20 protein-coding genes are annotated in these 19,093 nt (G+C 65.7%); 17 read left to right on the forward strand and 3 right to left on the reverse strand.

Going from position 1 to position 19,093, the window contains the following annotated elements; translation table 11 throughout:
* Positions 1-26: 26 nt before the first annotated feature.
* Entirely contained in the window at positions 27-383 is a 357-nt protein-coding gene (locus ACODSM_RS02195; protein WP_488804191.1) for an HPF/RaiA family ribosome-associated protein, read from the forward strand.
* A gap of 135 nt (positions 384-518) precedes the next feature.
* On the opposite strand, the gene ACODSM_RS02200 is transcribed toward ACODSM_RS02195, so the two are convergent.
* A complete protein-coding gene (locus ACODSM_RS02200) occupies positions 519-1,484 on the reverse strand; it encodes a PDR/VanB family oxidoreductase (RefSeq protein ID WP_488804192.1) in 966 nt (321 codons plus the stop codon).
* Positions 1,481-2,536: an aromatic ring-hydroxylating dioxygenase subunit alpha gene (locus ACODSM_RS02205; RefSeq protein ID WP_015016190.1), complete on the reverse strand. Its 1,056-nt coding sequence runs from the start codon at positions 2,534-2,536 to the stop codon at positions 1,481-1,483. The genes ACODSM_RS02200 and ACODSM_RS02205 overlap by 4 nt, the downstream gene beginning before the upstream one ends.
* A gap of 252 nt (positions 2,537-2,788) precedes the next feature.
* Here ACODSM_RS02205 and ACODSM_RS02210 point away from each other — a divergent pair, with 252 nt between their 5' ends.
* The 8 genes from ACODSM_RS02210 (at position 2,789) to ACODSM_RS02245 (ending at position 10,462) form a co-directional block, all read left to right on the forward strand.
* Positions 2,789-3,565, forward strand: a complete 777-nt coding sequence (locus ACODSM_RS02210) for a GntR family transcriptional regulator (protein WP_209816894.1) — start codon at positions 2,789-2,791, stop codon at positions 3,563-3,565.
* A gap of 145 nt (positions 3,566-3,710) precedes the next feature.
* Entirely contained in the window at positions 3,711-4,895 is a 1,185-nt protein-coding gene (locus tag ACODSM_RS02215) for an ABC transporter substrate-binding protein (protein ID WP_015016188.1), read from the forward strand.
* A 244-nt stretch (positions 4,896-5,139) separates the two neighbouring features.
* Positions 5,140-6,012, forward strand: coding sequence for a branched-chain amino acid ABC transporter permease (locus ACODSM_RS02220; RefSeq protein ID WP_488804193.1), 873 nt, complete (start codon positions 5,140-5,142; stop codon positions 6,010-6,012).
* Positions 6,012-7,007 (forward strand): branched-chain amino acid ABC transporter permease, encoded by a 996-nt coding sequence (locus ACODSM_RS02225; RefSeq protein WP_488804194.1) that lies wholly within the window; start codon positions 6,012-6,014, stop codon positions 7,005-7,007. The genes ACODSM_RS02220 and ACODSM_RS02225 overlap by 1 nt, the downstream gene beginning before the upstream one ends.
* 1 nt (position 7,008) lies before the next feature.
* Positions 7,009-7,782, forward strand: a complete 774-nt coding sequence (locus ACODSM_RS02230) for an ABC transporter ATP-binding protein (protein WP_015016185.1) — start codon at positions 7,009-7,011, stop codon at positions 7,780-7,782.
* Positions 7,775-8,506 (forward strand): ABC transporter ATP-binding protein, encoded by a 732-nt coding sequence (locus ACODSM_RS02235; protein WP_056743247.1) that lies wholly within the window; start codon positions 7,775-7,777, stop codon positions 8,504-8,506. Before ACODSM_RS02230 ends, ACODSM_RS02235 begins: the two co-directional genes overlap by 8 nt.
* A gap of 8 nt (positions 8,507-8,514) precedes the next feature.
* Positions 8,515-9,495, forward strand: a complete 981-nt coding sequence (locus ACODSM_RS02240; RefSeq protein WP_488804195.1) for a tripartite tricarboxylate transporter substrate binding protein — start codon at positions 8,515-8,517, stop codon at positions 9,493-9,495.
* 52 nt (positions 9,496-9,547) lie between these two features.
* Entirely contained in the window at positions 9,548-10,462 is a 915-nt protein-coding gene (locus ACODSM_RS02245) for an NAD(P)-dependent oxidoreductase (RefSeq protein ID WP_291441892.1), read from the forward strand.
* Between the two features lie 123 nt (positions 10,463-10,585).
* Here ACODSM_RS02245 and ACODSM_RS02250 read toward each other — a convergent pair whose 3' ends face one another.
* Positions 10,586-11,551: a LysR substrate-binding domain-containing protein gene (locus ACODSM_RS02250; protein WP_295936996.1), complete on the reverse strand. Its 966-nt coding sequence runs from the start codon at positions 11,549-11,551 to the stop codon at positions 10,586-10,588.
* 438 nt (positions 11,552-11,989) lie between these two features.
* Between ACODSM_RS02250 and ACODSM_RS02255 the strand changes: the two genes are divergently transcribed.
* From ACODSM_RS02255 to ACODSM_RS02290, 8 genes are all read left to right on the forward strand, one after another.
* The gene (locus ACODSM_RS02255) at positions 11,990-12,682 is read left to right on the forward strand and encodes a substrate-binding domain-containing protein (RefSeq protein ID WP_291441893.1); all 693 of its coding nucleotides are present in this window, start codon (positions 11,990-11,992) and stop codon (positions 12,680-12,682) included.
* 225 nt (positions 12,683-12,907) lie between these two features.
* Entirely contained in the window at positions 12,908-13,942 is a 1,035-nt protein-coding gene (locus tag ACODSM_RS02260) for an amidohydrolase family protein (protein WP_488804196.1), read from the forward strand.
* 1 nt (position 13,943) lies between these two features.
* Positions 13,944-14,627 carry a 4-carboxy-4-hydroxy-2-oxoadipate aldolase/oxaloacetate decarboxylase gene (gene ligK / locus ACODSM_RS02265; RefSeq protein WP_015016178.1) on the forward strand — a complete coding sequence of 228 codons (684 nt, stop codon included), beginning with the start codon at positions 13,944-13,946 and terminating at the stop codon, positions 14,625-14,627.
* Between the two features lie 98 nt (positions 14,628-14,725).
* Entirely contained in the window at positions 14,726-15,730 is a 1,005-nt protein-coding gene (locus ACODSM_RS02270) for a Bug family tripartite tricarboxylate transporter substrate binding protein (protein WP_103738939.1), read from the forward strand.
* Positions 15,731-15,764: 34 nt separating this feature from the next.
* Positions 15,765-16,691 (forward strand): amidohydrolase family protein, encoded by a 927-nt coding sequence (locus ACODSM_RS02275; RefSeq protein ID WP_103738945.1) that lies wholly within the window; start codon positions 15,765-15,767, stop codon positions 16,689-16,691.
* A 2-nt stretch (positions 16,692-16,693) separates the two neighbouring features.
* Positions 16,694-17,158, forward strand: coding sequence for a protocatechuate 4,5-dioxygenase subunit alpha (ligA, locus tag ACODSM_RS02280; RefSeq protein WP_103738940.1), 465 nt, complete (start codon positions 16,694-16,696; stop codon positions 17,156-17,158).
* A gap of 10 nt (positions 17,159-17,168) precedes the next feature.
* The gene (locus ACODSM_RS02285; RefSeq protein ID WP_103738941.1) at positions 17,169-18,035 is read left to right on the forward strand and encodes a class III extradiol dioxygenase subunit beta; all 867 of its coding nucleotides are present in this window, start codon (positions 17,169-17,171) and stop codon (positions 18,033-18,035) included.
* Between the two features lie 24 nt (positions 18,036-18,059).
* Positions 18,060-19,013 carry a Gfo/Idh/MocA family oxidoreductase gene (locus ACODSM_RS02290; RefSeq protein WP_488804197.1) on the forward strand — a complete coding sequence of 318 codons (954 nt, stop codon included), beginning with the start codon at positions 18,060-18,062 and terminating at the stop codon, positions 19,011-19,013.
* Positions 19,014-19,093 lie beyond the last annotated feature (80 nt).

Here is a 19,093-nt window from a genome sequence, read left to right on the forward strand (position 1 = left end):
CAACTTCATCAGGAAGGACCCTCCCCATGCAAGTACAAGTCAACACCGATGAGCACATCCACGGCGGCGATTCCCTGGCGCGCTGGATCACGGACGAGTGCAAGAGCCGGCTGTCGCGCTTTCAGGACCATGTGACACGGCTGGAGGTGTTTCTGACCGACCTGGATGCCGGCAAGTCGGGTGCCAATGACAAGCGCTGCCGCATCGAGGCACGCGTCACCGGCCGCCAGCCTGTGACCGTGACCGATGACGCCGACAAGATGGCCAATGCCTTCATCGGCGCGGCCGACAAACTGGCCCGCGCCCTCGACACCGACCTGGGCCGCGTGAAGGACCGCAATGGCCGCGAGACCATTCGCGCAGCGGCTGCGGAACAGGAATAGTCAGATTATTCAAGCCGAATTGGCTTCAAGCGCATGATTCATATGCGCTGGTGGCTATCAATTCAGGAGCAAATGAAAAAGGCGCTGCAGCCCAAAGCCTGCAGCGCCTTTTTGCTGAACTGGGGCTGTTGGCGCCTACAGATCCAGCACCAGCAACTTGCTGCGCGCGCGCGAGCAGCACGGCATGAACTGCTCGTTGGCCGCCTTTTCCTCATCGGTCAGGTACATGTCGCGGTGATCCACCTCGCCTTCCAGCACGCGCGTGAGGCAGGTGCCACACACGCCTTGTTCGCACGAGGTCAGGATGTCGATGCCTTCCTTGCGCAGCGCTTCCACCACCGACACATCGGGCGCAATGGGGTAGACCTTGCCCGTGCTGGCAATGCGCACCTCAAAGCCCTGGTCGCCCGAGGTGTCCTGCGCCGGGGCGCCAAAGTATTCCAGGTGGATATGGTCCTGCGCCCAGCCCAGGGCCTTGGCAGTGGTCACCACATGATCGATGAAGCCTGCCGGGCCACACACATACAGCCGCTTGTCGGGGCTGGGGGCTGCCAGCACGCCGGCGGTGTCCAGCTTCTGCTCGGGGGCGCCTGCATCGAAGTGAAAGTGGGCGTGCGGCGCAATGGCCGATGCGGCAATTTCGGCGGCAAACGCCGTGCGTTCGGCAGAGCGGGTGCAGTAGTGCAGCGCAAAGTCGGCACCGGTGCGCGCCAGCCGGTCGGCCATGCACAGCAGGGGCGTCACGCCAATGCCGCCTGCCAGCAGGAGCGTGCGTTGTGCAGGGTGCAGCGCAAAGTGGTTGCGTGGCGTGCTGATGGTGATCACATCGCCCTCGTGCACGCTGTCGTGCATGGCGACGGAGCCGCCGCGCGAGGCCGGGTCGCGCAACACGGCGATGCGGTAGCGGTGCGACTCGTGCGAGGCGTTGCACAGCGAGTATTGGCGCACCAAGCCGCCCGGCAGGTGCACATCGATGTGCGAGCCCGCGCTGAACGGAGGCAGCGCCGCGCCGTCCAGCCGCGCCAGCTCATAGCTGGCGATGCCTTCGGCTTCGGCCTGCTTCTTGACGACGCGGACCTGCAGGGTCTCCTGCGCGGTCATGCGGCCACCGCCTGGGCAGCGGCCGGTGCACGCTCGGCGGCCAGCAAGCGGTCCAGAATCTTGCGGGACTGCACGCCGCCCGCATCGATGTTGAGCATGAGCAGCTTGCGGTCAGGGTAGCGCAGCAGGTTCTCCTGCTGCAGTTCCAGCATCTGCTGGTCTTCGGCAAAGATCTTGCCCTGGCCGTCGCGGATCTGGGTGGTGAGCGACGGGTCCTGCGGTTTGAAGTTGCGCGCCATGCCCCAGAAGTAGTGGATCGACGTTTCGGTCTCGGGCGTGATGAAGTCCACCACGATGCTCGACGCCTTCTTGTCGGCCGGTGCGTTGTAGCCGCCGTGGCCAGCCAGCGCCACGCCCACCTCGATCAGCACATGGCTGGGGGGCGTGAAGTGGCAGATCTGCCAGCGGTCCACCAGCTGGTCGTCGGGCAGGCCGTTCATGCGCAGCGCCATCTTCCAGAACGGGGGGGCCTCGATGCCTTCCATGAAGCGGCTGGTGATCACCTCGTCGCCCTCCACGCGGGTCTTGCAGGGCACTTCGTCGATTTCCTTCTGGCCGATGCTGGTGGAGTGCACATAGGTCTCATGCGTCAGGTCCATCAGGTTGTCGATCATCAGGCGGTAGTCGCAGGCAATGTGGTACAGCCCGCCGCCATAGGCCCATTCGGGGTTGTTGGCCCAGGGCAGGTGGTGGATGGTGGCGGGGTCGGCCTTGTCGGCGTCGCCGGGCCACACCCAGATGAAGCCGTAGCGCTCCACCACCGGAAAGCTGCGCGCCTTGGGGAACCCTTGGACGCGCTGACCGGGCATGGACACCGACTTGCCCGTGCATTCCACCCGCAGGCCGTGGTAGCCGCATTGCAGATGGCCTTCGCACACCGTGCCCAGCGACAGCGGTGCGCCCCGGTGGGGGCAGAAGTCGTCCAGCGCGGCGACCTGATCGGGCGCGGGACGGTAGAACACGATCTTCTCGCCGCAGATGGTGCGGCCCAGAGGCTTGTCCGCGATCTCGTCGGGCGTGCAGGCTACGTACCAGGCGTTCTTGGGATACATGGTTGTCTCTCTCCGTGGGTGGAAGGTGTTGTCGCAGTCTTGGTATACAGCCCGGGTGCGGATCGCGGCTGGAGTAGCGCAATTGTGCGGAAAAGGTGATTTTCTGTATACATAAGAAAGCCGTAAAACAGCTATCTCAGTTCTTTATATCTCGTAAGCTGTTGTTTTGTAATGGTGCTAAACGAGAGTGGGTGGAAGTTGTCCTGATTTCTGTATACATTCTGGTGGCTGAATTCCCTCCCATCAACCGCCATGAACCTGTCCGACTCCCTGACCATCGCTCCACCGGCCGAGGCTGCCGAGGCGGGTGCCTCGCAGGCCGTCAAGGCACAACTGCGCCTGCGCGAGATGATCCTGGCGGGCGAGTTGCCCGGCGGTGCCCGCATCGCCGAGCTGACGCTCGTCGAGAAGCTGGGCGTATCGCGCACGCCCATCCGCGCCGCGCTGATGCGGCTGGAGCAGGAGGGCCTGCTGCACCGGCTGCCCGGTGGCGGCTACGCCGTGCGCACGTTCTCTGAAACCGATGTGGCCGATGCCATTGAGCTGCGCGGGACCATGGAGGGCTTGGCCGCGCGCCTGGCGGCCGAGCGGGGCGTGGCCCCCGCGCTGCTGGCCGAGGCCCATGCGTGCCTGGACGCCATCGACGCCACGCTGGCCCCCTCCACGCTGGATGACGAGGGTTTCTCGCGCTATGTGGAGCTGAATGCGCGGTTCCACCTGCTGCTCAGTCGCATGGTGGGCAGCGACGTGGTGGCGCGCGAGCTGGACCGCGTCAAGGGCCTGCCGTTTGCGTCGCCCTCGGCGTTTGTGGTGGTGCAGACGCATTCGGCCCAGGCGCGCGACATGCTGGTGGTGGCGCAGGACCAGCACCGCCAGGCGCTGGACGCCATCGAGCGGCGCGAAGGCGCGCGGGCCGAGGCCATCCTGCGCGAGCACTCGCGCATCACCCGGCGCAACCTGCTGGCGGCGGTGCAGGCGTCGCAGGTGCAGGGCTTGCCCGGTGTACAGCTGATCCGCGAGCGGGCATAACGGCCGGTGCAAGCGTCCAGAGTGTCTTGAGTTATTGCATTTGGTAATACCTGAATGCTCGAATTTGCGCTTGTGAAATAACCCAGCCCACGCCAAACTCCCGCCAGCATTTTCTGTATACAACGACTTTCCACAGGAGACAACGATGCAAAAACGCCACCTTCTTCGTGCCTCGGCCGCTGCCGCCATTGCGCTCTCCACCGGTCTGGCCGTGCTGCCCGCCGTGGCGCAGGACAACGTGTTCAAGATCGGCCTGATCCTGCCCATGACCGGCCAGCAAGCCACCACCGGCCGCCAGATCGAAGCCGCGGCGCGCCTGTACATGGCCCAGAACGGCGACACCGTGGCCGGCAAGAAGGTGCAGCTCATCATCAAGGACGACACCAGCCTGCCCGACGTGACCCGTCGCCTCGCCCAGGAGCTGGTCGTCAACGAAAAGGTCAACGTGCTGGCTGGCATGGGCATCACGCCCTCGGCCATGGCCACCGCCCCGCTGGCCACGCAGTCCAAGACACCCCTGGTGGTGATGGCCGCCGCCACCTCCAGCATCACCGAGGCATCGCCCTACGTGGTGCGCACCAGCTTCACGCTGCCGCAGGTGTCGGTGGCCCTGGCCGACTGGGCACCCAAGAACGGCATCAAAAAGGTGGTCACGCTGGTGAGCGACTACGGCCCCGGCATCGATGCCGAAAAGTTCTTCAACCAGCGCCTCACTTTCAACGGCGGCCAGGTGACCGAAGCCCTGCGCGTGCCGCTGCGCAACCCCGACTTCGCCCCCTTCCTGCAGAAGGTGCGTGACGCCAAGCCGGATGCGCTGTTCGTCTTTGTGCCTTCGGGCGCAGGTGCTGCGGTGATGAAGCAGTTCCTGGAGCGCGGCATGGACAAGGCCGGCATCAAGCTCATCGGCACCGGCGACGTGACGGATGACGATCAACTGAACGACATGGGCGACGGCGCGCTGGGCGTGGTCACCTCGCACCACTACTCGGCCGCGCACCCCTCGCCCATGAACAAGAAGTTTGTGGAAGCCTTCGAGAAGGCCAACAAGGGCCTGCGCCCCAACTTCATGGCCGTGGGTGGCTATGACGGCATGCGGGTGATTTACGAAGCGCTCAAGACCACCAAGGGTGCCGGCGGCGGTGACGCCCTGCTGGCCGCCATGAAGGGCCAGATCTTCGAGAGCCCACGTGGCAAGGTGTTCATCGACGCGCAGACCCGCGACATCGTGCAGGACGTCTACCTGCGCAAGGTGGAGCGCGTGAACGGCCAGCTGTACAACGTGGAATTTGACGTGATCAAGGACGTCAAGGATCCCGGCAAAACTAAATAAGCCCCCCTGAGCCGCTGCGCGGCTTCCCCCGGAGGGGGACGCCGCCAGCGCGGCGGGGCGGCCCTTGCGCGGCGGCCGCTGGTCTGGGCCGTGCCAGTATTTGCGGGCAGGCTCCCTCTCGATCCGTTCGGGCTGAGCCTGTCGAAACCGGGGGCCGCAGGTTGAACTTCCGGCTTTGGTGATTCGTCGCACTTCCACAGCTCTGAGCAGGGTGGTGCACTTTTGTCTTCAATGAAGTGATTTCATGCTGACCATTCTTTTCGACGGCGTTGCCTACGGCATGCTGCTGTTCATCCTGGCAGTGGGCTTGGCCGTGACCATGGGGCTGATGAACTTCATCAACCTGGCGCACGGGGCCTTCGCCATGGCGGGGGGCTACATCACGGTGCTGCTCATGCAGCGGCTGGATGTGCCCTTCCTTGTCTGTCTGCCCATCGCCTTTGTCGGCACGGCCCTGCTCGGCGGTGTGCTGGAGCGCACGCTGTACCGCCCGCTGTACCACAAGGCCCACCTGGACCAGGTGTTGTTCTCCATCGGTCTGGTGTTCATGGCCGTGGCCAGCGTGGACTACTTTGTGGGCTCCACGCAGCAGATCATGCAGCTGCCCGAATGGCTCAAGGGCCGCACCGAGATCGGCGGCGGCGCACTCACCCTGGGCATGGGCCACTACCGCCTGTTCATCATCGCGGTGTGTGCGGCGCTCACCGTGGGCCTGCAATATGTGCTCACCAAAACCCGCTTCGGCAGCCGCCTGCGCGCCAGCGTGGACGACCAGCGCGTGGCTGCGGGCATGGGCATCAACGTGAACATCGTGTTCCTGTCCACCTTCGCTTTTGGCTCGGGCCTGGCAGGCCTGGGCGGTGCGCTGGGCGCGGAAGTGCTGGGGCTCGATCCGAGCTTTCCGCTCAAGTTCATGATCTACTTTTTGATCGTGGTGGCCGTGGGCGGCACCTCGTCCATCACCGGCCCGCTGCTGGCCGCATTGTTGCTCGGCATTGCCGACGTGGCTGGCAAGTACTACATCCCCAAGCTGGGCGCCTTCATTGTGTACAGCCTCATGATCCTGATCCTCATCTGGCGCCCGCAGGGCCTCTTTGTGCGCAAGGGGGGCAAGTGATGGCGAACCCGCAAAACACCCTGCTGCAGGCCCGGCGCTTTCGCTGGTGGGAGCCCGTGCTGTGGCTGCTGGCCTTTGCCGCGCCGCTGGCATTGCCCAGCCATGCGCTCATCATCAACGAGATCGCCATCGTCGCGCTGTTCGCCATTTCGCTGGACCTCATCCTGGGCTACACCGGCATCGTGTCGCTGGGCCATGCGGCCTTCTTCGGCCTGGGCGGCTACGCGGCCGCGCTGTTTGCCAAGCATGTGATGCCCGACCCGCTGGTGGGCCTGGCCGTGGGCATTGGTGCCGCAACCGTGCTGGGCGCGGTGGCGTCGCTCACCATCATGCGCGGCACCGACCTCACGCGCCTCATGGTCACGCTCGGCGTAGGCCTGGTGATGCTGGAGCTGGCCAACAAGCTCGACTGGCTGACCGGCGGCGCTGACGGCCTGCAGGGCGTGATGATGGGCCCCGTGCTCGGCAAGTTCGAATTTGACCTGTATGGCCGCACGGCCGCTTGGTATTCGCTCACCGTGCTGCTGGTGTTCTTCTTGCTCGCCCGCCGCATCGTGCAGTCGCCCTTTGGCGCTACGCTCAAGGCCATCCGTGACAACCGGCTGCGCGCCATGGCCATCGGCATCCCGGTGACGGCCAAGCTGGCGCAGGTGTACACGTTGGCCGCTGCGCTGGCCGGGGCTGCAGGCGCGCTGCTCACGCAGACCACGGGTTTTGCATCGCTCGATTTGTTCGAGTTCCACCGCTCGGCCGACGTGATGTTGATCCTGGTGATCGGCGGCGTGGGCTGGCTGTATGGCGGCATCCTGGGCGCCATCGGCTTCAAGCTGCTGCAGGACGTGATCTCGTCCATCACACCGCAGTACTGGACCTTCTGGGTCGGCCTGTTCCTGGTGGTACTGGTGCTGGTAGGGCGCGACCGCCTGTTCCGCCCCTGGACCTGGTTTGGCGCGGGCCGCAAGGCCGGGGCTGCCTCCAACACGGGAGGCCACTGACATGAACAACACCACCTCCAACACCGTGCTATCGGCGCAGGGCCTGGTCAAACGTTTTGGCGGCATCACGGCCACCAACAATGTCACGCTGAACCTGCAAAAGGGCGCACGCCATGCGCTCATCGGCCCCAACGGCGCAGGCAAGACCACGCTGATCAATCTGCTGACCGGCGTGCTGGAGCCCACCGAAGGCTCCATCACGCTCGAAGGCCAGGACATCACGCGCCTGGCGCCGCACCAGCGCGTGCAGCGCGGCATGGTGCGCACCTTCCAGATCAACCAGCTGTTCGACACGCTCACGCCGCTCGAAACCTTGGCGCTCACCGTTTCGCAGCACCAGGGCTTGGGCGGCAAGTGGTGGCAGCCGCTGGGCGCGCGCAAAGCGGTCAATGAGCGCTGCGAACAACTGCTGGAGCAGTTCCACCTCACGTCCGTGATGGCCGAGGAAACGCGCGTGCTGGCCTACGGCAAACGCCGCTTGCTGGAGATTGCGATTGCGCTGGCCTGCGAGCCGCGCGTGTTGCTGCTCGACGAACCCGTGGCCGGTGTGCCCGCCGGCGAGCGCGAAGAACTGCTGCAGACAGTAGCGGCCCTGCCCGCCGATGTCTCGGTGTTGTTGATCGAACACGATATGGACCTGGTTTTCAGCTTTGCCAACCGCATGACGGTGCTGGTCAACGGCACCGTGCTCACCGAGGGCGACCCCGACACCATTGCCAACGACCCGCAGGTGAAGGCCGTGTATCTGGGCCATGGGGAGGACGCCCATGTCTAAGACCGAGCTGCTGCGCATTGAAGGCCTGAGCGCAGGCTACGGCGAAGCCGTGGTGCTGCAAGGTATTTCGCTGGCCCTGCCCGAAGGCGACACGCTGGCCCTGCTGGGCCGCAACGGCACGGGCAAGACCACGCTCATCAACACGCTGGCCGGCGCCACGCGCCAGCACGCGGGCACGGTGAGCCTGGGCGGCGTGGCCCTGCACAAGCTGCCGCCGCATGAGCGCGCAGCCGCCGGCATCGGCTGGGTGCCGCAAGAGCGCAATATCTTCAAGTCGCTCACGGTGCACGAGAACCTCACGGCCGTGGCGCGTCCGGGCCGCAAAGGCTCCACCGCGCGGCCGTGGACGCCCGAGCGTGTGTACGAAATGTTCCCGCGCCTGGCCGAGCGCAAAACCAACCTGGGTACGCAGCTCTCCGGCGGCGAGCAGCAGATGCTGGCCGTGGGCCGCGCGCTGGTGCTCAACCCGCGCCTGCTGCTGCTCGACGAACCGCTCGAAGGCCTGGCACCCATCATCGTGGAAGAGCTGCTGCGCGCCATCCGCCGCATCACGCGCGAAGAGGGCCTGTCGGCCATCATCGTGGAGCAGCATCCGCAGGCCATCCTGGCCATCTCCGATCACGCCGCCGTGCTGGACCGGGGCACCGTGGTGCACACCGGCAGCGCGGCCGAGCTGAGCGCGCAACCCGAGCTGCTGGACCGCCTGCTGGGCGTGGCACGGTAGCGCGCACCATGGGCAGCGCTGTGCATCGCAGAACCCTCCTGGCATGGCTGGCAGCGTCGTTCGGCGGTGCGGCCAGCGCGCAGGCCGCTTTTCCCTCACGCCCGCTGCGCATCGTCGTGCCCAATGCGGCGGGCGGCGCGGCCGACATCACGGCGCGCACGGTGGGACAGAAGATCGCGGGCCCGTTGGGGCAAAGCGTGGTCATTGAAAACAAGCCCAGCGCGGGCGGTGTGGTGGCGGGCGAGCAGGTGGCCCGCGCCGAGCCCGACGGCCACACGCTGCTGCTGGTGAGCAGTGGCACGGCGGTGAGTGCGGCACTGTTCCAGTCGCTGCCGTTCGACACGCTCAAGGACTTTGCGCCCGTCTCCCTGCTGGCCACGTTCGACCTGGCCGTGGTGGTCAAGGAAGGCGGGCGTTTTGCCACCCTGGCCGACCTGCTGGCCTACGGCCGCGCGCACCCCGGCAAGCTCAACATCGGCACGCCGCAGATCGGCACCACGCAGAACCTGGCGGCCGAACTCTTCAAGGTGACGGCGGGCATCGACGCGCAGGTAGTGCCCTTCAACGGCACGCCGCCGGTCATCACCGCGCTGCGGGGTGGAGAGATCGACGTGATGATCGACATCCTGGGTGGCCTCATGCCGCAGATTGGCGCCAAGGCCCTGCGGCCGCTGGCCGTGATGGGCGCGCAGCGGGCGCCGCAGCTGCCCGATGTGCCCACGGCGCGCGAGAGCGGCGGCCCACTCGTGGGCTTCAACGTCACGTCGTGGAACGGCCTGGCCGTGCCCGCCAAGACGCCCCAGGCGGTGGTGGAGCGCCTCTCGCGCGAGGTGCAGGCCGCGCTGGCCCAGCCCGACGTCAAAAAGCGCCTGCTTGAGCTGAATCTGCATGCCCAGGGCAGCACCCCCGCGCAGCTGGGTGAGCACCTGGCCGCAGATGTGCGCCGCTGGAGCGACGTGATCGCCAAGGCCAAAATCGCGCGCCAGTGAGCGCTGCCGCTGCGGATCGCTGGCGGTGGTGAAAGGCGGAAAGGAACATCGAATGAACATCACACACATCGGCCTCGTGGGCTACGGCGAGGTGGGCAAGATCTTCAGTGCGGGCTTGCGCGTGCAGCCCGGCGTGGCCTCCGTCGCTGCGTGGGACCTGAAGCTGGCCGACCCCGCGCACCGCGACGCCTTGCAGAAGCACGCCGCGCAGGCGGGTGTGGTGGCCGTGGATGGGATTCAGGCACTGTGCGCGCGTTGTGACTGCATCATCTCGGCCGTCACCGCATCGAACACGCTGGCCGTGGCGCAGGAGGCCGCGCAGCACATCCGCCCCGGCACCGTGTTCCTGGACCTCAACTCGGCATCGCCCGGCACCAAGCAGCAGGCCGCTGCGCTCATTGAGGCGCGGGGTGCGCACTATGTCGAGGCGGGTATGATGACCTCGGTGCCCCCCTACGGCATCCGCGTGCCCATGTTGCTGGGCGGTGCCCAGGCCGCCGCACTGGCCGCTGTGTTGACCGGCTGGGGCATGGATGCCCAACCCGTGAGCGAGCAATTGGGCGTTGCCAGCGCCATCAAGATGTGCCGCAGCATCATGATCAAGGGCCTCGAAGCCCTGGTGATTGAGAGCTACGCCACCGCCCGCCACTACGGCGTGGAAGACCATGTACTGCCCACGCTGGCCGAGACCTTCCCGTCCCTCGACTGGCACGAGCAGGGCCGCTACTTCTTCAGCCGCGTGGTGCAACACGGCCAGCGCCGCGCCGAGGAAATGCGCGAGTCCGCCCACACAGTGCGCGAGGCCGGCATGGAACCCCTGATGGCCTCCGCCATCGCCGCCAAGCAGCAATGGGTGGCCGAGCTGGCCCGCGAAGGCGTGTTTCAGGGCCTGCCCAAGGACGCACGCTGGCAGGACTATGCGGACCGGTTGTTGGAAAGCTTGCCATCCCCAGCTGCTGGGGACTGACGCCTCAGCCCCTTTGATTCGTCTCTGCTCCATGCAACTGGCGCGGCCGAATACCAGGGACGCCGAGCAAGGGCCGCCCCGCAGCGATGGCGTCGTCCCCCTGGGGGGAAGGCGCGCAGCGCCTCAGGGGGGAGACCTGTACAACGCCTGCAGCGTCGTCCGAATCAGCTCCGCCATGGCCTGCTGCGTCAGCGTGGCCGGGCGTTGCGAGCTGACGGCCATGAACAGCTTGCTGCGCAGGCGCGTGTTGCCGCTGGCTTCCGCATCCTCTCCATCGCTGCCTGCGCCGTGGATGGGCCGGGTGCTGAACACCTCCGATTTGCCCGACGTGGTGACTGCATTCATGGGCAGCACCGCGCAGCCCGCGCCATCGGCCACCAGGTCCAGGATGGCGGCTACGCCGTCGATCTCCAGGCTGATCTGCGGGCGCTTGCCACGCGCGGCCAGTTCGGACTCCACCAGCATGCGGATGGAGTTGGGGCGCGTGGGAATCACCAGCGGAAAACGCGGCAGCTCGTCCAGCGGCAGGGGCGTGCGGGCCAGGGCATCAGCCTCTGCCTCGCTCTGGCCGGGGGCGCGGCGCTGCACCAGAAACAGGTCTTCCTCCAGCAGCGCCGTGGTCTCGATGCCCGGCGCGGGCGTGGTGTTGTAGAGCAGCGCAATGTCGAGCAGCCCCGTGGTCAGCGATTCGCGCATGGCCACCGACAGGCCTTCGCTGATGGCCAACGCCGCGTCCGGCATCTTCACCCGGAAGGCGCGCGTCAGCGGCACCGTCAGCACCTTGGCAATGCTGGGCGGCAGGCCAATCGCCACGCGCCCGGCCAGCGCACCGCGCACGCGGCCCAGCTCTTCCCGCGCGCGCTCCACCTGGTGCAGGATGCCGCGGCCGTGCTCCAGCAGCAGCTTGCCCGCCTCGGTGGGCGTGGCGCCCCGGCCGTTGCGCACCAGCAGGTTCTGGCGCAGCTCCACTTCCAGCAGGCGCACCTGGCGGCTCAGGGCGGGCTGGGCAATGTCCAGCACCACCGAGGCGCGGGTAAAACTGCCCAGTTCGGCCACCCGCACAAAGTATTCGATCTGCTTGAGGTCCATGGGCAAGGTTCTCTGTTAGGGCCTGTTCACACTATTTTTGCCAGTGCGAAGGCAGCCCCAGCCACGCCAATATAGGCGCGTGACGACGCCAAGGCCGGGGCCTTGGCTAGGAACGCAACGACGAGTGGCGTGGCTGGGGTTGCCTTCCCTTCGGGTTGCGATGCAAACGGGCCATCCGCTGTGTTGCCAATCCTCGCTGGGGCCGCACCCCAGCTTCGTTTGGCGCCTAGCGCCTGGCCCGTTTGCTTCGCAACGCATCTGGCAAAAATAGTGTGAACAGGCCCAAATTGCAATAGCTGTGGGTCAACGATCACGGAATGATATATCTGGTAGTGCCGGTGCCGCCTTCATGTTTGGGCCGCCGCTGCCCACAATCGGCGGCATGTATACAACTGCACGCACCGCCTGGGCCACCCGCAGCCCGGCAGGAGACAACGCATGACGCAGACCGTGATCCGAGGCATTTCTTCCATGGCCACGCGCCAGGTGCTGGCCGATCTGGTGGCCGGTTTTGCGCAGCAGTCGGGCACGCAGGCCGCGATCGAATCGGTGGGCGGTGTGGACGCCGCCAAGCGCGTGGCGGCCGGTGAGGCATTCGACGTGGTGATCCTCGCGTCCGACGCCATCGACAAGCTTTTGGCCACAGGCCACCTGGTGCCCGGCAGCAAGGTGGACTGGGTGCACTCCGGCGTGGCCGTGGCTGTGCCTGCGGGCGCGCCGCTGCCCGACCTGTCGAGCGAAGACGTCGTGCGCGCTGCCGTGCTGGCCGCGCCCAGCATCAGCCTGTCCACCGGCCCCAGCGGAGTGGCGCTGAGCAAACTGTTTGAGCGCTGGGGCATTGCCGAGCAGATCGCCCCGCGCATGGTGCAGGCGCCTCCCGGCGTGCCCGTGGGCTCGCTGGTGGCCAAGGGCGAAGTGGCGCTGGGCTTTCAGCAACTGAGCGAGCTGCTGCATGTACAGGGCATCCAGATCGTGGGCCCGCTGCCACCGGCCATCCAGATCACCACCACGTTTTCCGCAGGCGTTGGCGTGCATTCGCAGCAGGCGGATGCCGCGCGTTCGCTGCTGGCCTACCTGGCCTCGCCCGCTGCCGCAGACGCCAAACGCAAGCAGGGCATGGAGCCCGCCTGAAGCGATATGAACAACCCCCTGAGTCGCTTCGCGCCTTCCCCCTTCTCTCGCATTGCGGCGCAATGCGGGAAGGTGGACACCGCCAGTGCCTGGCAAGCGAAGCGCCGCTTAACGGCTTGGCGGCCCTTGCGCGGCGGTCCTGGCTTGTGCCGTGCTTGAGCATGGTCCACGCTCAGTAGTCAGCCCACGAACACAACCAACGAACGATCCAAGGAGCAACCCACTATGAGCCTCATCATCGACTGTCACGGCCACTACACCACGGCCCCCAAGGCGCTGGAGAACTGGCGCAATGCGCAGATCGCCGGCATCAAAGACCCGGCGGCTAGCCCCAAGGTGGCTGACCTGCAGATCGCCGACGACGAGCTGCGCGAGTCCATCGAGACCAACCAGCTGCGCCTGATGAAGGAGCGCGGCAGCGACATCACGCTGTTCAGCCCCCGCGCCAGCTTCATGGCCCACCACATTGGCGACTTCAATGTGTCCAGCACCTGGGCGGCCATCTGCAACGAGCTGTGCTACCGCGTCTCCACGCTGTTCCCCGACCATTTCGTGCCCGTGGCCATGCTGCCGCAGTCGCCCGGTGTCGATCCCGCCACCTGCATCCCCGAGCTGGAAAAGTGCGTGAAGGAATACGGCGCGGTGGGCATCAACCTGAACCCTGATCCCTCGGGCGGTCACTGGACCAGCCCGCCGCTGACCGACAAGCACTGGTACCCCATCTACGAAAAGATGGTGGAGTACGACCTGCCCGCCATGATCCACGTGAGCACCAGCTGCAACGCGTGCTTCCACACCACCGGTGCGCACTACCTGAATGCCGACACCACGGCCTTCATGCAGCTCATCCAGGGCGATCTGTTCAAGGACTTCCCCACGCTCAAGTTCCTGATCCCGCATGGCGGCGGCGCGGTGCCTTACCACTGGGGCCGCTTCCGGGGCCTGGCGCAGGAGATGAAGAAGCCCCTGCTGCAAGAGCACCTGCTGAACAACGTGTTCTTTGACACCTGCGTGTACCACCAGCCCGGTATCGACCTGCTCAACACCGTGATCCCGGTGAAGAACGTGCTGTTCGCCAGCGAAATGATCGGCGCGGTGCGGGGCATTGACCCCACCACCGGCAACTACTACGACGATACCAAGCGCTACATCGAGGCCTCCACCATCCTGAGTGCCGACGACAAGCACCAGATCTACGAAGCCAACACGCGCCGCGTGTTCTCCCGACTCGATTCACGCCTGAAGGCAAAGGGGCTCTGACATGTTTGAACTTGGCGTTGTCTACCGCAACATCACCCGCGCTGATCGCGCAGCGGCCGACGGCCTGGCCGCCCTCGGCTCGGCCACCGTGCACGAGGCCATGGGCCGCGTGGGCCTGCTCAAGCCCTACATGCGCCCCATCTACAGTGGCCAGCAGGTCAGCGGCACGGCCGTCACCGTGCTGCTGCAGCCCGGCGACAACTGGATGATGCATGTGGCGGCCGAGCAGATCCAGCCCGGCGACATCGTGGTGGCGGCCGTCACCTCGGAATGCACCGACGGCTACTTTGGCGACCTGCTGGCCACCAGCTTCCAGGCTCGTGGCGCGCGCGCCCTCATCATCGACGCCGGTGTGCGCGACGTGAAGACGCTGCAGGAGATGAACTTCCCCGTGTGGAGCAAGGCCATCAGCAGCAAGGGCACCATCAAGGCCACGTTGGGCTCGGTCAACATCCCCGTGGTGTGCGCAGGTGCGTTAGTCACGCCGGGTGACGTGATCGTGGCCGACGACGACGGCGTGGTGTGTGTGCCCGCCGCCCGTGCAGCCGAGACGCTGGCCGCCGCACAGAAGCGCGAGAGCTTTGAAGGCGAGAAGCGCGCCAAGCTCGCCAGCGGCGTGCTTGGCCTCGACATGTACAACATGCGCCCTGGTCTGGAGAAGGCGGGCCTCAAGTACATCGACTGAGCGGTTTTTCAGCCTTTTGGGTTGCAAGCGCTAGTGAATCATGCGCTTGCAGCTATGCAATTTATAGCAAACAGTTTCTTCAGAAGATTCTTCTTTCCATGCGTTGTTCCGTGCCTCCCGTTTCCCTTTCCCGCCGTGCAGGCCTGGCCCTGGGCCTGGCGGCTGCGCTGGGCTGTGTGCCCCAGCTCGCCTCGGCGCAGGCGTTTCCGTCCAAGCCCGTGCGCATCATCACGCCCTTCCCGGTAGGCGGTGGGCCGGACGGCGTGGCCCGCCTGGTGGCTGAAAAACTGGGTCGCGCCTGGGGCCAGCCCGTGGTGGTCGAGAACCGCCCCGGTGGCAATGGCTTCATCGCCATCGACGCGTTCAAGCGCGGCGCCAAGGACGGGCATGACCTGATCGTGCTCGACAACGTGCACCTGGCGGCCTACCCCAGCCTGTTCAAGAAGCTGCCCTACGACACGGCCAAGGACTTCGACACACTGCTGCCGCTGTTCAAGACCTACTTCTTCTTCACCGTGGCCGCCAACAGCAGATACAAGGCCGTGAGCGACATCGTGGCCGACGCCAAGGCCAACCCTGGCAAGCTCAACTACGGCTCCTGGTCCATCGGCAACCCGGTGCACCTGGGCTCCGAGCTGTTTGAAAGCGCCACCGGTACGCAGATGGAGCACGTGCTCTACAAAGAGACCACGCAGCTCTACACCTCGGTCTCCACCGGCGAGCTGTCGTTTGCGCTGGGCAGTGCTGCCACCGCCGGGCCGCTGCAGCGCGCGGGCAAGCTGCGCTTTCTGGCCGTCACTGCGCCGCAGCGCCTGGCCAGCTTTCCGGACGTGCCCACCGTGGGCGAATCGGGTGGCCCCAAGGGCTTTGAGGTGACGGGCTGGAACGCCATTGCCGTGCCGCCCGGCCTGCCCGCTGCCGTGACCGACAAGATCCGCAAGGACATCGAGCAAGCCCTGTCGGGCGCCGATGTGCAGGAGAAGTTCAAGAGCTTTGGCTACGAGCCCTTCCCCACCACCCGCGCGCAGTTCACCCAGTTCGTTAAGGACGAGAGCCAGCGCTTTGGCGAGGTGATCAAGAAGGCCAACGTGTCCCTCGACTGACCCGCCCCCACCCAGCAACCAAGGACCCATGCCCATGAGCGAATTCACCAAGACCCCCGGCTGGCTGGACTGGTACGCCGGCCCCAGCAAACCCCGCTTCCAGGTGCCTGCAGGCGCGGTGGACGCGCACTGCCACGTGTTCGGCCCCGGGGCAGAGTTCCCCTACGCCCCCGAGCGCAAGTACACCCCCTGCGACGCCAGCAAGCACCAGCTGTACGCGCTGCGCGACCACCTGGGCTTTGCACGCAACGTGGTCGTGCAGGCCACCTGCCACGGTGCGGACAACCGCGCCATGGTGGATGCGCTGGTGCACTCCGGTGGCAAGGCGCGTGGCGTGGCCACCGTCAAGCGCTCGGTCACCGACCAGGAACTGCAGGCCATGCACGACGCCGGCGTGCGCGGCGTGCGCTTCAACTTCGTCAAGCGCCTGGTGGACTTCACGCCCAAGGACGAGCTGATGGAGATTGCCGCGCGCATCGCCAAGCTCGGCTGGCACGTGGTGATCTACTTCGAGGCGGTGGACCTGCCCGAGCTGTGGGACTTCTTCACCGCACTGCCCACCACCGTGGTGGTGGACCACATGGGACGCCCCGATGTGAGCAAGCCGGTGGACGGACCGGAGTTTGAGTTGTTCCTGAAGTTCATGCGCCAGCACCCCAATGTGTGGAGCAAGGTAAGCTGCCCTGAGCGCCTCAGCGTCACCGGACCCAAGGCGCTGAATGGTGAGCAGAACGCGTACCAGGACGTGGTGCCCTTTGCCCGCAAGGTGGTCGCAGAGTTCCCAGACCGCGTGCTGTGGGGCACCGACTGGCCGCACCCCAACCTCAAGGACCACATGCCCGACGACGGCCTGCTGGTCGATTTCATACCGCACATTGCACCCACGGCCGAGCTGCAACGCAAGCTGCTGGTGGGCAACCCGATGCGGCTGTATTGGCCCGAAGAAGTGGAGGTGAAGTAGCCATGGCGCTGGACAAACCCTATTTGGACGTGCCCGGCACGACCATCTTCGACGCGGAGCAAAGCCGCAAGGGCTACTGGCTCAACCAGTTCTGCATGAGCCTGATGAAGGCCGAGAACCGCGAGCGCTTCAAGGCCGACGAGCGCGCCTATCTGGACCAGTGGGCGATGACCGAGGAGCAGAAGCAGGCCGTGCTCGCACGCGACCTGAACCGCTGCATTGCGCTGGGCGGCAACATCTACTTTCTGGCCAAGATCGGCGCCACGGACGGCAAGAGCTTCCAGCAGATGGCGGGCAGCATGACCGGCATGACCGAAGAGGAATACCGCAACATGATGATCAACGGCGGCCGCAGCGCCGAGGGCAACCGCTTTGTGGGTGAAGACGGCGACGCGCAGGCGCACCGCCAGCCCCAAGGCAAGGCCCACCCCCTGCAACAGCCCCCCGAGGCAAAGAAGGCGAGCTGAGACCGACACCATGGCCAAAATCACCGCATCCGTTTTCACATCGCACGTGCCCGCCATTGGCGCCGCACTGGACCTGGGCAAGACGCAGGAAGACTACTGGAAGCCGCTGTTCGCGGGCTACGACTTCTCCAAGCAGTGGATGAAGGACAACAAGCCCGACGTGATCTTCCTGGTCTACAACGACCACGCCACCGCGTTCAGCCTGGACCTGATACCCACCTTCGCCATCGGCACGGCGGACAAGTACATGCCCGCCGACGAAGGCTGGGGCCCGCGCCCCGTGCCGCCGGTCATCGGCCACCCGGCGCTGGCGGCGCACATCGCGCAGTCCGTGATCCAGCAGGACTTTGACCTCACCATCGTCAACAAGATGGATGTCGACCACGGCCTCACCGTGCCGCTGTCGCTGATGTGCGGCCAGCAAGACCCGAAGACGGGCGCCTGGCCCTGCCCGGTGATTCCTTTTGCCGTCAACGTCGTGCAGTACCCCGTGCCCAGCGGCCGTCGCTGCTACAACCTGGGCCAGGCCATCCGCAAGGCGGTGGAGAGCTACGACGAAGACCTGAACGTGCACATCTGGGGCACGGGCGGCATGAGCCACCAGCTGCAGGGCCCGCGCGCGGGGCTCATCAACAAGGAGTTCGACAACGCCTTCCTCGACAAGCTCATCAGCGATCCCGAGGCCGCCGCCAGCATCCCGCACATCGACTACGTGCGCGAGGCGGGCAGCGAAGGCATCGAGCTGGTGATGTGGCTCATCGCGCGCGGCGCCATGGCCGATGTGGCCGGTGGCAAGCCGCCGAAGGTGGCGCACCGCTTCTACCATGTGCCCGCGTCCAACACCGCCGTGGGCCACCTGATTCTTGAGAACACGTAAAAAACCCGCCAAAGGACACACACCATGACCATCAAAGTCGCACTCGCAGGCGCTGGCGCCTTCGGCATCAAGCACCTGGACGGCATCAAGAACATCGACGGCGTCGAAGTCGTTTCCCTCATCAGCCGCGACCTGGCCAAGACCCAGGAAGTGGCCGACAAGTACGGCATCAAGCACGTCACCACCGACCTGGCCGACAGCCTGGCCATCAAGGAAGTGGACGCCGTGATCCTGTGCACGCCCACGCAGATGCACGCCAGCCAGACCCTCGCCTGCCTGGAAGCGGGCAAGCACGTGCAGGTCGAGATCCCGCTGTGCGATGTGCTGGCCGATGGCGAGAAGGTTGTCGCCCTGCAAAAGCAGACCGGTCTGGTGGCCATGTGCGGCCACACCCGCCGCTTCAACCCCAGCCACCAGTACGTGCACAAGAAAATCACGGCCGGCGAGTTCAACATCCAGCAGATGGATGTGCAAACCTACTTCTTCCGCCGCACCAACATGAACGCGCTGGGCCAGCCCCGCAGCTGGACGGATCACCTGCTGTGGCACCACGCTGCCCACACGGTGGACCTGTTCGCCTACCAGGCGGGCAGCCCCATCGTCAAAGCCAACGCCATTCAGGGCCCCATCCACAAGGACCTGGGCATTGCCATGGACATGAGCATCCAGCTGCAGGCGGCCAACGGCGCCATCTGCACACTGTCGCTGAGCTTCAACAACGACGGCCCGCTGGGCACCTTCTTCCGCTACATCGGCGACACCGCCACCTACATCGCCCGCTACGACGATCTGGTGAACGGCAAGGAAGAAAAGATCGACGTGAGCAAGGGCTATGTGTCGATGAACGGCATCGAGCTGCAGGACCGGGAGTTCTTCGCCGCGATCAAGGAAGGCCGTGAGCCCAACGCCAGCGTGGCCCAGGTGTTGCCGTGCTACCAGGTGCTGCACAACCTGGAGCAGCAGCTCAACGCAGGCTGATTGCAAGCAAAAATGGCTGCTGGCGCTTATCCATCAAGCGCTAGCAGCTATTCATTTGATAGTTATTGGGGTGTGCGACC

The sequence above is a fragment of the Acidovorax sp. FG42 genome (assembly GCF_057809195.1).

Bases quoted from the DNA above. Each gene is read 5' to 3' on its own strand.
- ACODSM_RS02220 (WP_488804193.1), top strand. From the start codon at position 5,140: ATGCTGACCATTCTTTTCGACGGCGTTGCCTACGGCATGCTGCTGTTC.
- ACODSM_RS02270 (WP_103738939.1), top strand. From the start codon at position 14,726: ATGCGTTGTTCCGTGCCTCCCGTTTCCCTTTCCCGCCGTGCAGGCCTG.
- ACODSM_RS02235 (WP_056743247.1), top strand. From the start codon at position 7,775: ATGTCTAAGACCGAGCTGCTGCGCATTGAAGGCCTGAGCGCAGGCTAC.
- ACODSM_RS02290 (WP_488804197.1), top strand. From the start codon at position 18,060: ATGACCATCAAAGTCGCACTCGCAGGCGCTGGCGCCTTCGGCATCAAG.
- ACODSM_RS02225 (WP_488804194.1), top strand. From the start codon at position 6,012: ATGGCGAACCCGCAAAACACCCTGCTGCAGGCCCGGCGCTTTCGCTGG.
- ACODSM_RS02215 (WP_015016188.1), top strand. From the start codon at position 3,711: ATGCAAAAACGCCACCTTCTTCGTGCCTCGGCCGCTGCCGCCATTGCG.
- ACODSM_RS02250 (WP_295936996.1), bottom strand. From the start codon at position 11,551: ATGGACCTCAAGCAGATCGAATACTTTGTGCGGGTGGCCGAACTGGGC.
- ACODSM_RS02195 (WP_488804191.1), top strand. From the start codon at position 27: ATGCAAGTACAAGTCAACACCGATGAGCACATCCACGGCGGCGATTCC.
- ACODSM_RS02255 (WP_291441893.1), top strand. From the start codon at position 11,990: ATGACGCAGACCGTGATCCGAGGCATTTCTTCCATGGCCACGCGCCAG.
- ACODSM_RS02245 (WP_291441892.1), top strand. From the start codon at position 9,548: ATGAACATCACACACATCGGCCTCGTGGGCTACGGCGAGGTGGGCAAG.
- ACODSM_RS02200 (WP_488804192.1), bottom strand. From the start codon at position 1,484: ATGACCGCGCAGGAGACCCTGCAGGTCCGCGTCGTCAAGAAGCAGGCC.
- ACODSM_RS02275 (WP_103738945.1), top strand. From the start codon at position 15,765: ATGAGCGAATTCACCAAGACCCCCGGCTGGCTGGACTGGTACGCCGGC.
- ACODSM_RS02285 (WP_103738941.1), top strand. From the start codon at position 17,169: ATGGCCAAAATCACCGCATCCGTTTTCACATCGCACGTGCCCGCCATT.
- ACODSM_RS02210 (WP_209816894.1), top strand. From the start codon at position 2,789: ATGAACCTGTCCGACTCCCTGACCATCGCTCCACCGGCCGAGGCTGCC.
- ligK (WP_015016178.1), top strand. From the start codon at position 13,944: ATGTTTGAACTTGGCGTTGTCTACCGCAACATCACCCGCGCTGATCGC.
- ACODSM_RS02230 (WP_015016185.1), top strand. From the start codon at position 7,009: ATGAACAACACCACCTCCAACACCGTGCTATCGGCGCAGGGCCTGGTC.
- ACODSM_RS02260 (WP_488804196.1), top strand. From the start codon at position 12,908: ATGAGCCTCATCATCGACTGTCACGGCCACTACACCACGGCCCCCAAG.
- ACODSM_RS02205 (WP_015016190.1), bottom strand. From the start codon at position 2,536: ATGTATCCCAAGAACGCCTGGTACGTAGCCTGCACGCCCGACGAGATC.
- ACODSM_RS02240 (WP_488804195.1), top strand. From the start codon at position 8,515: ATGGGCAGCGCTGTGCATCGCAGAACCCTCCTGGCATGGCTGGCAGCG.
- ligA (WP_103738940.1), top strand. From the start codon at position 16,694: ATGGCGCTGGACAAACCCTATTTGGACGTGCCCGGCACGACCATCTTC.